Genomic DNA, 13,134 nt, shown 5'->3' with positions numbered 1-13,134 from the left:
CGTCGGCGCCCGACCGGAACGCGCCTCTGGGCGCCCGGACGCACCCAGGCCGCCCGCCCGTCGGCGCCTTACCCCGCCCGCGGGCCCAGCCGGATGCGGGTGGTGCAGCTCAGCGTCTGCTCGTACTCCACGCCCCCGTGGCGGTAGCGGTAGCGGCAGCCGGAGAGGTCGCCGGTGATCCTTCCCACCACCTGGAACCGGGCCGCCCAGAACACCTCCCCCTCCCGGTGCGGCGCGATGGGCGACGGGCGGGCGGAGTGGGCCCGCAGGGGGATCGGATCGGGCAGGCCGGTTCCGTGCCCGACGGGGGAGACGCCCAGGGGGTGCCCGTCCGTGTCCCGGTGGCTGAGGGCCCGGTACTCGACCAGCCTCAGGCCGCGCGGGACGTCCGTGAACTCGCCCGCCAGCAGTGTCACCGGCTCGTCGGAGACGTTGTCCGCCGGTGGCAGGGCCACCCAGTACTCCTCGCCCACCTCGGCGTGCGCATAGGCCGCCGTCCCGCCCGCCCCGGCCCTCCCGTCCAGCGCGGTGCCCACCGGGTGCCCCGGCGTCCCACCGCCCGGCAGCGGCCGGCCGAGGAGGGCGAGCGCCGTGGCGGCCAGGGCGATGACCAGCGCGGCGGCCGAGGCGGCGACCGCCCACCCCCGGGCGAGCGGCGCCGCTATACCCACGTATCCAGCCACATCCGCCCCCGCCAGTCGTCCAGCGGGATCGGCTCGGCCGTGAACAGCGGCCAGAAATAAATGAAGTTCCAGATGATCAGCAGCACCAGCACCCCCGCGCCGATCGCGCCGATGGTGCGGCGCCGCTCGGCGGCCGGGCCGGTGCCGGGCGGGCCGAGGATGGCGCCGATCATCATGGCGACGGCCAGGCAGAGGAACGGCACGAACACCACCGCGTAGAACAGGAAGATCGTCCGCTCCTGGTAGTGGAACCAGGGCAGCCACCCCGCCGCGATGGCGCAGGCGATGGCCCCGGCCCGCCAGTCCCGGCGGAACAGCCAGCGCCACAACACGTACAGCACGGCGAAGCAGGCCGCCCACCACAGCAGCGGGGTGCCGATGGCCAGCACCTCGCTGGCGCACTTCTCCGCGGTGCCGGCCGGGCAGCCGCCGGTGCCGGGGGCCGGGTCCTCGTAGAAGTACGAGACCGGGCGGCCCAGCACGATCCAGCTCCACGGGTTCGACTGGTACGTATGGCCCGAGGTCAGCTCCACATGGAAGTCGTAGACCTGGGTCTCGTAGTGCCACAGGCTGCGCACCCAGTCCGGCGCCAGCCACGACCAGGAGCTGTCCTTGCCCTCGGTGGCCGCCCAGTTCCGGAAGTAGCCGCGGTCGGTCGCGATCCACCCCGTCCAGGAGGCCAGATAGGTGGCGACGGCCACCGGGACGGTGGAGAGGAAGGCGGGCACCAGGTCGCGTCGCAGCACCGCCGCGTACGGGCGGACCGCGCCCGCCGTCCGCCGCGCGCCCACGTCCCAGAGCACCGTCAGCAGCCCGAAGGCCGCCAACACGAACAGCCCGTTCCACTTGGTGGCCGCCGCCATGCCGAGCATCACCCCGGCCGCCAGCCGCCACGGCCGCCAGCCCAGCCCCAGCCGTTCCGCGATGTCGGCGTCCGGCCGCAGCACGCCCTCGCCCTCGCCCGCCGGCAGCGCCGCCGCCAGCCGCGCCCGCGCCCGGTCCCGGTCCACCAGCAGGCAGCCGAACGCCGCCAGCACGAAGAACATCACCACCAGGTCCAGCAGCGCGGTGCGGCTCATCACGAAGTGCAGCCCGTCCACCGCGAGCAGCGCGCCCGCCAGGCAGCCCAGGAACGTCGACCGGAACAGCCGCCGCCCGATCCGGCAGAGCATCAGCACCGACAGCGTGCCGAGCACCGCCATCATGAACCGCCAGCCGAACGGGTCGAACCCGAACATCGCCTCGCCGAGCCCGATCACCCACTTCCCCAGCGGCGGGTGCACCACATAGCCGGGGTCGACCGGCACCGCCACCGCGTCCGGGTTCGCCAGGATCGACTTGTCGACGTCTTTCGGCCACGATCCCTCGTAGCCCTGGTGGATCAGCGCCCAGGCGTCCTTGGCGTAGTACGTCTCGTCGAATATCACCGCCCGGGGCTCGCCCAGCCGCCAGAACCGCAGCACCCCGGCGACCAGCGCCACCAGCAGCGGCCCGCCCCACGCCCACCGCCGCCAGACCCGGTCCGCCGCGTCCGGCTCCACCCCGAACAGCGCCCACACCCGCTCGGAGGGCCGGGCGTACGGGGGCACCAGCCGCTCCCGCAGCCCGGCGGCCGAGGGCGGCGGGGCGTAGCCGAAGCGGCGCAGGCGGTGCCGCCACGACGGCGGTTCTTCCCCGGCGTCCCGGCCGGGCACGGCCTCGGCAGCCTCAGGCGCAGTCTTGGTCACCGCGCCATCGTAGGGAACAGGCCTGTGCGCGTCGTGCGTCCGGGCTGCGAGGATGGCCCGTGTGACAGGAACGGACAGGGACAGCGGCAGGGACACGGACGCGGACACGCGTACGGAGACGGGCACGGACGCGGGTACGGAGACGGGTCCGGACGCGGGCACGGACGCCGGTACGGAGACGGGCACGGACGCGGGTGTCGAGGTGGGCCCGGAGGGGGGTGTCCGGGGCGGCGGTGATGGTGCGGGCCGCGGGGACTCCGCCGGCACGCTGGTCCTCGCCGGCACCCCGATCGGTGACACCGCCGACGCCCCGCCCCGGCTCGCCGCCGAGCTGGCCGCTGCGGACGTGGTCGCCGCCGAGGACACCCGGCGGCTGCGCCGGCTGACCGGCGCCCTGAACGTCCAGCCCACCGGCCGGATCGTCTCCTACTTCGAGGGCAACGAGTCCGCCCGCACCCCCGAGCTGGTCGAGGCGCTGGCCGGCGGTGCCCGGGTGCTGCTGGTCACCGACGCCGGCATGCCGTCCGTCTCCGACCCCGGCTACCGGCTGGTCGCCGCCGCCGTGGAGCGGGACATCCGGGTCACCGCCGTACCCGGCCCGTCCGCCGTGCTCACCGCGCTGGCGCTGTCCGGGCTGCCGGTGGACCGCTTCTGCTTCGAGGGATTCCTGCCCCGCAAGGCGGGCGAACGGCTGGGCCGGCTGCGCGAGGTCGCCGCCGAGCGGCGCACCCTGGTCTACTTCGAGGCCCCGCACCGGCTGGACGACACCCTGGCCGCGATGGCGGAGGCCTTCGGCGCCGAGCGGCGCGCCGCCGTCTGCCGCGAGCTGACCAAGACCTACGAGGAGGTCCGGCGCGGCCCGCTGGCCGAACTGGCCCGCTGGGCGGCCGAGGGCGTACGCGGTGAGATCACCGTCGTGGTGGAGGGCGCGCCCGAGCCCGGACCGGCCGATCTCGACCCCGCTGAGCTGGTACGCAGGGTGCGGGTGCGCGAGGAGGCGGGGGAGCGGCGCAAAGAGGCCATCGCGGCGGTCGCCGTCGAGGCCGGGCTACCCAAGCGCGAGGTCTTCGATGCCGTGGTGGCGGCAAAGAACGCCTCCTCGGAAGGCTCAGCGCACGGTAAAGGCCTATCGTGAAAGGCAAAGAAAGGACCGCAGACCGGGCCTCCCGGTATGCGGCGTCCCAAATCGGTTCGATGGTTCGGCAGATGGCTTAGCGCTCCTGCCGGTGAAGGCGTCCACTGGCTTCAGTGACTCGCTCGACGGCCGAAATCGGCGGTCTGAGCACTCCTCGGCGGCATGCGTCCGCGGTGAGGTGCCGCCCCCCAGCGGGTCCTGAGCAGTCCCGAGTGGGAAGGAGCCGGCATGACCGAGACAGTGAGCACCCCGGTCGGACATGAGGCCTACGCCTTCGCCTGCATGAGGTGCGGGCACGGCTGGGAGCAGGCGTACGAGATAGAGCACCACACCGACGTCGACGGCCGCGCCTTCGTGGTCTACCGCGCCGACGGCGGGCGCCGGGTGGCCTCCCCGCTCTCCAAGCCCACCTGCGAGAACTGCGACAGCCATGTGGTGCGCATCATGCGCTCCGGCCAGGTCTCCTCGGTGCTGGACCTGCTCGCCCGGCAGGCCGTCCCGGCCCGGGGCGCCCTCGGGCCGCTCGGCCCCACCGACCTGGACGAGCGGGAGCGCGAGGCCGCCGCGGCCGCCGCCGCGACCCCGGTCTCCGCCGTCCCGATCGACCCCTCCGCGCCCGCCTCCGCCGTGCCGGCCCAGCCCGCCGCCGCCCCGGACGCCGACCTGCGCAAGGAGCCGCACCACTGGCACCTGTCCGACCTGCTGCACCCCTTCCGGGGCAGGTAGGCAGGTAGGAGCACACCGGGACCGGGCGGCGGCGCCCTCGGTACGGCCGCGGTGCCTTCCGTGCCATCAGGGCACGAGCGCCTTCCGTACGATCGGGGCATGAGTGCCAAGGACGCCCCGCCGCCGCTGCCCGAACCCCTCGGCGTACCGGTCGCCGATTCCCACACCCACCTGGACATGCAGTCCGGCACCGTGGACGAGGCGCTCGCCAAGGCCGCCGCCGTCGGTGTCGAGACGGTCGTCCAGGTGGGCTGCGACCTGAAGGGCTCCCGCTGGGCGGCGGAGACGGCCGCCGCCCACGCCAACGTCCACGCCGCCGTCGCCCTGCACCCCAACGAGGCCCCCCGCATCGTCCTGGGGGATGGCCCTGGGGCTGGGGGAGGCCGGTCCCGTCAAGGCGCCCGGGAGGCCGGCGGCGACGGCGCCCTGGACGACGCCCTCGCCGAGATCGACCGGCTGGCCGCGCTGCCCCAGGTACGGGCCGTCGGTGAGACCGGGCTCGACTACTTCCGTACCGGCCCCGAGGGCACGGCCGCCCAGGAGCGCTCGTTCCGCGCCCATATCGAGATCGCCAAGCGGCACGGCAAGGCGCTGGTCATCCACGACCGCGAGGCCCATGCCGACGTGCTGCGGATCCTCGCCGAGGAGGGCGCGCCCGAGCGGACCGTCTTCCACTGCTACTCGGGCGACGCCGAGATGGCCCGCACCTGCGCCCAGGCCGGCTACTTCATGTCCTTCGCCGGAAACGTCACCTTCAAGAACGCCCAGCCCCTCCGGGACGCGCTCGCGGTCGCCCCCCTGGACCTGGTCCTGGTGGAGACCGACGCCCCCTTCCTCACCCCCGCCCCCTACCGCGGGCGGCCCAACGCGCCCTATCTGATCCCGCTCACGGTGCGGGCGATGGCCGAGGTGCGGGGGGTGGACGAGGAGGCCATGGCCACCGCGATCGCCGTCAACACCGCCCGCGCGTTCGACTACTGAGCGGCACCTGCTCCCCACCGCCGAGTGCGACACCGCGTAACCGGACCGTTTGGGAGAGTGACCGCGACTCCGCTAGGGTCCCGACCTCGTGAGCACCTCCGCCACGTACGAGTACGAGCCGGCCCCCGGCTACGGCCCCCCGCCGGACGCCTACGGCCCGCCCCCGGCCGCCGAGGGCTACGGCCCGCCGCCGGTCGCCGCCGGGTTCGGTCCGCCCCCGACCGGGGCCGGGTTCGGTCCGCCGCCCGTCGCCGACGGCTACGGCACGCCGTCGATGGCTGATGGGTACGGTCCACCGTCCACCGCCGAGGCGTACGGTCCGCCGTCCGCCGCCGAGGGGTACGGGGCGCCGCCCACCGCCGAGGGGTACGGCCCGCCGCCCGTCCCCGCGTACGACCGAGGCCCCGGCCCCGTACCCCCGGCCGCCCCCTGGCCCCCGGCCGCCCCCTGGCCGCCGGAGCCGCCGAACCCGTACGGCCCGAGCCCGTACGGCCCGGCTCCCTACGGCAGCCACCCGGCGTACACCTCCCCCGCGCCACCCCCGCCGCCGGCCGATGGGCCACCGACCGGTGGCCGGGGCGAGGCGCGCCGGGCAGCCGCGCGCCGCCGCCGTACCCCCGAGACGGCCCTCCCCGCCCCCCTCCCCCTCCCCTCCGCCGGGCCGGACACCCTGCGGCGGCTCGTCCCCCAGGCGCTCGTCGTCGCGGTGCTCGCCGGCGGCACCACCGCGTTCGTCGCCGAGGACAAGGCGGTGGAGCTCAGCGTCGACGGCGGCCCGACGCGCACCCTGCACACCTTCGCCGACGACGTGCGGGAACTGCTCGCCGAGGAGGACCTGGCCCCCGGCCCGCACGACACCGTCACCCCCGGCGGCCCGGACGGGGCGCTCTCCGACGGCGACCGGGTCCAGCTGCGCTACGGACGTCCCGTCGCCCTCACCCTCGACGGCCGGCGCCAGGACGTCTGGACCACCGCCCACACCGTCGACGAGGCCCTGCGCGAGATCGGCGTCCGGTCCTCGGGCGCGTACCTCTCCACCGCTCCCACCACCCCGATCCCGCGCTCCGGCCTGGCTCTCGACGTACGCACCGAGCGGGCGGTGACCTTCATGGCCGACGGGCGCGAGCGCACCGTCCGCACCAATGCCGCCACCGTCGGCGAGGCGCTCGCCCAGGCCGGGATCACCCTCGCCGGGCAGGACACCACCTCCGTACCCGCCGGCACCTTCCCCCGCGACGGCCAGACGGTCACCGTCATGCGGATCACCGACGGCCGCGAGGTCCGCGAGGAGCCGCTGCCGTACACCGTCGTACGCACCCCCGATCCCGAGCTGTACACCGGTACGGAGGTGGTGGAGCGCCAGGGCCGGGCGGGCGTGCGCCGCCTCACCTACGCCCTGCGCACGGTCAACGGCGTCCGGCAGCGGCCCCGGCTGCTGGCCGACGAGATCGCCCGCGAGCCGGTGAGCCGCCAGGTCCGGGTCGGCACCCGGCCCCGGCCCGCCACCGTGGCGGTCTCCGGCGCCGACGGCCTGGACTGGGCCGCGCTGGCCGCCTGCGAGTCCGGCGGCCGGGCGGACGCGGTGGACCCGTCCGGCACCTACGGAGGCCTGTACCAGTTCGACCCCGGGACCTGGCAGGCACTCGGCGGCAGCGGCACCGCCCAGCAGGCGCCGGCCGCCGAGCAGACCTTCCGCGCGAAGAAGCTCTATGTGCAGCGGGGCGCCAGCCCCTGGCCGCACTGCGGCGCCAGGCTGCACGGGTGAGAAGCCGTCCGTTGACGGCGGCTGTCTCCCCGCCCCGTAGGCTGTATCGGTGAGCACCACAGAGCCCGACGCCCTCCTCGGCCCCGCCGACATCCGCGAGCTGGCCGCCGCGCTGGGCGTGCGCCCGACCAAGCAGCGCGGCCAGAACTTCGTCATCGACGCCAACACCGTGCGCCGGATCGTCCGCACGGCCGAGGTGCGTCCGGAGGACGTGGTGGTCGAGGTCGGCCCCGGGCTCGGCTCCCTCACCCTGGCGCTGCTGGAGGCCGCCGACCGGGTCACCGCCGTGGAGATCGACGACGTCCTGGCCGCCGCCCTCCCCTCCACCGTCGCCGCCCGCATGCCCGCCCGCGCCGACCGCTTCTCGCTCGTCCACTCCGACGCGATGCTGGTCGACGAGCTCCCCGGCCCGCCCCCCACCGCCCTGGTGGCGAACCTCCCCTACAACGTCGCCGTCCCCGTCCTCCTCCACATGCTGGACCGCTTCCCGACCATCGAGCGCACCCTCGTGATGGTTCAGGCGGAGGTCGCCGACCGGCTGGCCGCGCGCCCCGGCAACAAGGTGTACGGAGTGCCCTCGGTCAAGGCCAACTGGTACGCGGAGGTCAAGCGGGCCGGCGCCATCGGCCGCAACGTCTTCTGGCCCGCCCCCAACGTCGACTCCGGCCTGGTCTCCCTGGTCCGCCGGGACGCCCCCGTCGCCACCACCGCCACCAAGCGCGAGGTCTTCTCCGTCATCGACGCGGCCTTCGCCCAGCGCCGCAAGACCCTGCGCGCCGCGCTCGCCGGATGGGCCGGCTCCCCGGCCGCCGCCGAGCGCGCCCTCACCACCGCCGGGGTCTCCCCCCAGGCCCGCGGCGAGTCCCTCACCGTCGAAGAGTTCGCCCGGATCGCGGAGGCCAAGGAAGCGTGAGCAGCACCGGTACGCGTACGGGGGTGACCGTCCGGGTCCCCGCCAAGGTCAACGTCCGACTGGCGGTGGGCGGCGCCCGCCCCGACGGCTACCACGACCTGGCCAACGTCTTCCTCGCCGTCTCCCTGTACGACGAGGTGACCGCCGTCCGCTCCCCCGGCGGGGTACGGGTGAGTTGCTCAGGCCCCGACGCCCCCCAGGTCCCCCTGGACTCCACCAACCTGGCCGCCCGGGCCGCCGAGGCCCTGGCCGCCCGCCACGGCATCGCCCCCGACGTCCACCTGCACATCGCCAAGGACATCCCGGTCGCCGGGGGGATGGCGGGCGGCAGCGCCGACGGGGCCGCCGCCCTCCTCGCCTGCGACACCCTCTGGGGCCTGTCCACCCCCCGCGACGAACTCCTCGCCCTCTGCGCCGAGCTGGGCAGCGACGTCCCGTTCTCCCTCCTGGGCGGCGCCGCCCTCGGCACCGGCCGCGGCGAGCACCTCACCCCGCTCCCCGTCGGTGGCGACTTCCACTGGGTCTTCGCGGTGGCCGACGGCGGCCTCTCCACCCCCGCCGTCTACGCCGAGTTCGACCGCCTCACCGCCGGCACCGCGGTCCCACCCCCGGTCGCCACCCCCGCCCTCCTCGAAGCCCTCCGCACCGGCGACCCCACCGCCCTCGCCGCCACCCTCGCCAACGACCTCCAACCCGCCGCCCTCTCCCTCCGCCCCTCTCTCGCCGCCACCCTCACCACCGGCACCACCGCCGGCGCCCTCGCCGCCCTCGTCTCCGGCTCCGGCCCGACCACCGCCTTCCTGGTCAAGGACCCCGAGGCCGCGCAGAGTGTGGCCACCGCCCTGCTGCAGTCCGGCACCTGCCGCACGGCCCGGGTGGCTACGTCGCCTGCGGAGGGGGCGGTGGTGGTGGGCGCACCGCCCCGGCAGTCCTGATCGCGGCGGTCCGACCCTCAAGGACCCCATGGGCTCCGTAGGCCCCATAAGCCGCGTAGGCCCTCCCCGCCCGAGAGTCACACCGCCACAAGCTCCTCGGCCACGAAGCGATCCACGAACCCCTCTGCACGACGGTCGAAGGCCGCGTACCGCGCCTCCCGTTCGGGGCCCGCGACCGCTGCGCCGACCAGCAGGGTGCCGCCGGCGTCAACACGCTGCGGACGCTCCTCCGCGTCGGTGAGCAGGCCGACAGTGGAGCGGGAGAAGCCGCAGTAGTAGGCGATGCCGTCGTTCAGACCGGTCTCCAGGACGGTCTGCATCCCCTCCACCAGAGGATCGTCGGCGGTGGCGCCGGCCAGGCCCAGCCACAGGATGCGCTTGCCGGCGAGGCGGGGCTTGCTGCGGCCGTAAGCGAACCCGTAGTTCCATACGCGGTCGATCCAGCCCTTGAGGACGGCGGGCACGCTCATCCAGTACACCGGGAAGACGGCGAGGAGGACATCGGCGTCGAGGATGCGCCGCATATGGGTCCGCACCTCGTCCGAGTACGCCTTCTCCCGGTTGCCCCAGTCCGGCTGGTCCGACTCGTTCATCCGCGGGTCGAACCCCTCGGCGTGCAGGTCGAGCAGGTCGACCTGGTATCCGGCGGCTTCGAGTCGGGTGGCGGCACGGCGGGCCGTGTGCGCGGTGAGGGAATCGGCGCGGTGGTGTGCCACGACGACGAGGGCTGTCCTGGTGCGGTGGTCGTGCTGCGTCACGGTGTCTCCCGGCTGCGGCTGGTCTCGGTCGGTTCGATGAGTCCAGTACAGCCGGGGTCGGCGTGGACGCTCTATGGGAGAAGCGCTCTCATCCATAGGAGTTCGTCTACCCTGTCCGCCATGGACCCTCTGAGTTCGCTGCTGAGCGGCATCCGGGCCGAAGGGTCGGTCGTCAGCCATGCCGTACTGACGGCGCCCTGGGCCATCCGCTTCGTCGACGACGCGCCGCTCACCATGATCAACGTGCTGCGCGGTGGCGGCACCCTGCTGCTGCCCGACGGAACCGAGCGGGCGGTCGGCCCGGGCGACACGGTCCTCGTACGCGCTTCCGCGCCGTTCCACCTCGTGGACCGTCCCGCCACCCTCCGCGGCCCCCACGACGCGTACGAGATCGCCTGCTTCACCGCGAACACCGACTGCGCCGCCCAGGAACTCGGCGGCATCCACTGGGGCGCCGACTCCCGGGAGACGACCGCGCTGATCGTGGGCGCCTACCGCGCCTCGGGCATGCGCCACGAACGGCTCCTGCGCACCCTGCCGCCGGTCCTGGTGGTCACGGAGGACGCCGAGGTCTGCACCTGGCTGGAGGCGGCCGCCATCGACGCCGCCCGGCACTCGGCCGGTTCGCAGGCGCTGATGGACCGGCTCCTCGACTGGGCCCTGGTCTGCACCTTGCGCACCTGGTTCGCCCGGGCGGGCGCCGACGCGCCTGGCTGGTACCGGGGCCTTGCCGACCCGGTGCTCGCTCCCGCCCTGGAGTCCTTCAACGAACGACCCGCCGAGGCCTGGACGGTGGCGTCCCTGGCCGCCCGGGCTGGCGTCTCGCGTGCCCTGTTCGCCAAGCGCTTCACCGAACTGATGGGCCGCCCGCCCCTCGCCTACCTCACCGAGTGCCGCATGGACGAGGCCGAGGCGCTGCTGTCCGAGACCGACCTCGGCATCGCCCGGATCGCCAAGTCCGTCGGCTACGCCGATGCCTTCGGCTTCAGCGCCGCCTTCAAACGCCACAAAGGCCTGAGCCCAAGCGCCTTCCGCGCCGCGACCACCCCGCCGAAGAAACCGGCGATCGGCTAGCCGGGAACACCCGTGACGGGCCTCTTGGGACGGGGCGCGATGGCCCAGGGGTGGGTCGCAAAGCGCCCGGGGCGTCCGATCCTCGGAAACGCGTACGGAGTTGCCGGACAGGCGTTAGCGTCGCAGGTCAGTGAAAGTGCTCCCCGTGGACGCGGGGATGGCCCCTCGCAGTCCTGGGTGAACCGGCCCTTCTGCGGGTGCTCCCCGCGCGTGCGGGGATGATCCGTACCTTGTGGGCGAGATGGCGACCATCCTCCTGCGCTCCCCGCGTACGCGGGGACGGTGGCGCTGAGCGCAAGGGTCAGACGGTCTCCACCGCATCCAACGCCGTGTCCCACGGATACGGCCACTTCTCGCCGGGCGGGTTGGGCTGGAAGCCGCCCGGGCCGTACAGCACACGCAGCCCGGCCGCACGCAGCGTCGCCAGGGACCGGGGCAGTTGAGGGTGCTCGGCATAGGCGGCGTTGACGCATGGCATCAGCGCCATCGGAATGCGCTTGCCGATGCCCTCGGCGACAAATCCGGCCACCCAGGTGTCCGTCAGCCCGAGGGCGATCCGGTTGATCGTGTTGGTGGTGGCCGGAGCGACAAGGACCGCGTCGGCCCGAGGCCAGACGTCCGGCTCTCCCGGCCGTCGGTAGCGGTGACGGATCGGGTGCCTGGTAAGGGTCGTCAGACTTTCCAGACCCTGGTCCAGCCACTCGGCCGCTGTCGGTGTCAGCCCCAGGCACACATCCCAGCCGCGCGCCTGGGCGTTCTCGATGACGGGCGCGACTTCCAAGGCCGGAGGTGCCGCACAGCAGAGCAGATACAGGGTGCGAGTCGTCGACATGGACCGACGATATGCAGATGGCCACCGGTCCGGGTGAGGTCGAGAAGAACCCCGGCCTTGCTCAGCCGACCCGGGTACCGTCCGAGACGAAGAGTCAAGGACGGAGACCAGGATGCCCGTGCCCGATACCGACCGCATCGGCTCCCGTATCAAGGAGCAGCGCCGACTCGCACGCCTCACCCAACGACAGTTGGCCGACCGCATCCCCTTCTCGTACAGCCTGCTCAACCAGGTCGAGTGCGGCGCCCGTCCCGCGACACCTGAGCTGGTCGACGCGGTCGCCACAGCCTTACGGATCGACGCCGCCGTACTGACCGGGGGCGAACCCCGAGAACCGCGGACCGGCCGTGTGGACGTGGCCAAGTTGCTCACCCCGATTCGCGAGTCCTTGGACTACTACGACCTGGGCCCGAACGAGGATCTCCTCGAGGTGCGGCCGGTCGGTGCACTGATCTCCGCTGCGGAACAGGTATGCCGGACAGTCAGAGCCACCCACCTGCGGGCTGCTGCCGAGGATCTGCCAGGACTGATCGTCGAGTTGACGCACATCATCTGGACCTCACCGACGACCGAGGCATGGCAGGCCCTTGCATCGTCGTACCGGACCGCGCATGACGTCGCCCTCAAGCTCGGGTACCTCGATCTGGCTCGGGTGGCACTGGATCGGATGGGCTGGGCAGCCAGTCATGCGTCGACGCCATGCCTTGCCGCCGTCCAGCGCTACAAACGCGCCATCCTCTTGCGAAGCCCAGCATCGCTTCGGCTGCTGGTCACCGGCCAGCAACTATTGGACGGACTGAGTAGTCGCGAAGCTCTGGCCGTATCAGGCCAACTCCACCTCGGCGCGACAGCGGTCGCCGCTCGCTCGGGCGACCAGACTGGCGTAGCGGACCACATCGCAGCCGCCGAGGAACTGGTCGGCCGTCTTGGAGGGGGAGCCCCTGAGATCCACCAGCTCAGCTTCGGCCGAACGAATGTCGCGCTGCACGAGTTGGGCGCCTCCATCACCATGCGCCGATACGACGACGCGCTCGTACAGGCACGGAAGTTGCGTATGCCGGCGTCGGCGGCCACGTCGCGGCGGGCTCGTTACCTGGTGGACCGGGCGCTGGTGGAAATGGAGGCCGGACACTCCGAGGCCTCGCTCCGTTTCCTGGTCCAAGCCCGGCATGCGGCGCCGGAGCAGACCCGCCACCTTCCCGGTACGCGGATCACGGTGCGAGGCCTGGTGCACACCTCTCGACGCTCGTCGGAGACGCTTACCGGGATGGCACGCTGGATCGGGCTGTAGCCACGCTCACAAGATTGTGAGCGTTTCGGGTATCTGACCGGCGCAAGCTGGCCCTCCGAGCACGAGCACTTCGATTCGGAGGCGCCTAGATGGCCAGTCGTGCCCACCCTGAGAAATCCGACGCCAAGGCGCGTGTCTGCAACTGGTGCGGCACGGTGACCGGCTCCTGTACGCCGGTGGGCATTGTGCACGCGGCATCCGGCCCCGGCAGCGTTCTCTGCGCCTGCCCGCACTGCCTGTCTCGGCACCGGTTCGTGCCGTTGGACGAGCACCCCGCCGACAGCATCGGCACCGTGTTCTCCGCCCAGCCGCCG

General features: G+C 73.5%; 12 protein-coding genes. 8 read left to right on the top strand and 4 right to left on the bottom strand.

Translation table 11 applies throughout. The features are described from left to right. Positions 1 to 68: 68 nt before the first annotated feature. Together M1O15_RS22800 and M1O15_RS22795 are read right to left on the bottom strand one after the other, a co-directional pair. Positions 69 to 671, bottom strand: coding sequence for a hypothetical protein (locus M1O15_RS22800; protein ID WP_248635990.1), 603 nt, complete (start codon positions 669 to 671; stop codon positions 69 to 71). After that, a complete protein-coding gene (locus M1O15_RS22795; protein ID WP_248635989.1) occupies positions 662 to 2,410 on the bottom strand; it encodes a dolichyl-phosphate-mannose--protein mannosyltransferase in 1,749 nt (582 codons plus the stop codon). Before M1O15_RS22795 ends, M1O15_RS22800 begins: the two co-directional genes overlap by 10 nt. 202 nt (positions 2,411 to 2,612) lie before the next feature. Between M1O15_RS22795 and rsmI the strand changes: the two genes are divergently transcribed. From rsmI to M1O15_RS22765, 6 genes are all read left to right on the top strand, one after another. Continuing rightward, on the top strand, positions 2,613 to 3,545 hold the full coding sequence (gene rsmI, locus M1O15_RS22790) for a 16S rRNA (cytidine(1402)-2'-O)-methyltransferase (RefSeq protein WP_248636047.1): 933 nt from the start codon (positions 2,613 to 2,615) through the stop codon (positions 3,543 to 3,545). 228 nt (positions 3,546 to 3,773) lie between these two features. Continuing rightward, positions 3,774 to 4,271 carry a hypothetical protein gene (locus M1O15_RS22785; RefSeq protein WP_248635988.1) on the top strand — a complete coding sequence of 166 codons (498 nt, stop codon included), beginning with the start codon at positions 3,774 to 3,776 and terminating at the stop codon, positions 4,269 to 4,271. 99 nt (positions 4,272 to 4,370) lie between these two features. Then, positions 4,371 to 5,252 (top strand): TatD family hydrolase, encoded by an 882-nt coding sequence (locus M1O15_RS22780; protein WP_248635987.1) that lies wholly within the window; start codon positions 4,371 to 4,373, stop codon positions 5,250 to 5,252. Positions 5,253 to 5,526: 274 nt separating this feature from the next. After that, positions 5,527 to 7,017: a resuscitation-promoting factor gene (locus M1O15_RS22775; RefSeq protein WP_282577129.1), complete on the top strand. Its 1,491-nt coding sequence runs from the start codon at positions 5,527 to 5,529 to the stop codon at positions 7,015 to 7,017. Between the two features lie 49 nt (positions 7,018 to 7,066). After that, on the top strand, positions 7,067 to 7,930 hold the full coding sequence (gene rsmA, locus M1O15_RS22770) for a 16S rRNA (adenine(1518)-N(6)/adenine(1519)-N(6))-dimethyltransferase RsmA (protein WP_248635985.1): 864 nt from the start codon (positions 7,067 to 7,069) through the stop codon (positions 7,928 to 7,930). After that, positions 7,927 to 8,865: a 4-(cytidine 5'-diphospho)-2-C-methyl-D-erythritol kinase gene (locus tag M1O15_RS22765; RefSeq protein ID WP_248635984.1), complete on the top strand. Its 939-nt coding sequence runs from the start codon at positions 7,927 to 7,929 to the stop codon at positions 8,863 to 8,865. The genes rsmA and M1O15_RS22765 overlap by 4 nt, the downstream gene beginning before the upstream one ends. Positions 8,866 to 8,942: 77 nt before the next feature. On the opposite strand, the gene M1O15_RS22760 is transcribed toward M1O15_RS22765, so the two are convergent. Beyond that, the gene (locus M1O15_RS22760; RefSeq protein ID WP_248635983.1) at positions 8,943 to 9,623 is read right to left on the bottom strand and encodes an NAD(P)H oxidoreductase; all 681 of its coding nucleotides are present in this window, start codon (positions 9,621 to 9,623) and stop codon (positions 8,943 to 8,945) included. Positions 9,624 to 9,743: 120 nt separating this feature from the next. Between M1O15_RS22760 and M1O15_RS22755 the strand changes: the two genes are divergently transcribed. Next, entirely contained in the window at positions 9,744 to 10,697 is a 954-nt protein-coding gene (locus M1O15_RS22755) for an AraC family transcriptional regulator (protein ID WP_248635982.1), read from the top strand. Positions 10,698 to 10,998: 301 nt separating this feature from the next. Here M1O15_RS22755 and M1O15_RS22750 read toward each other — a convergent pair whose 3' ends face one another. Further along, positions 10,999 to 11,529: a flavoprotein gene (locus tag M1O15_RS22750; protein ID WP_248635981.1), complete on the bottom strand. Its 531-nt coding sequence runs from the start codon at positions 11,527 to 11,529 to the stop codon at positions 10,999 to 11,001. A gap of 112 nt (positions 11,530 to 11,641) precedes the next feature. Here M1O15_RS22750 and M1O15_RS22745 point away from each other — a divergent pair, with 112 nt between their 5' ends. After that, positions 11,642 to 12,820, top strand: a complete 1,179-nt coding sequence (locus tag M1O15_RS22745) for a helix-turn-helix domain-containing protein (protein WP_248635980.1) — start codon at positions 11,642 to 11,644, stop codon at positions 12,818 to 12,820. The last annotated feature ends 314 nt before the right edge of the window (positions 12,821 to 13,134 follow it).

Source organism: Streptomyces lichenis, from assembly GCF_023218175.1.
Classification (GTDB): Bacteria; Actinomycetota; Actinomycetes; order Streptomycetales; family Streptomycetaceae; genus Streptomyces; species Streptomyces lichenis.
This window is presented reverse-complemented; position numbering and strand designations above follow the sequence as displayed.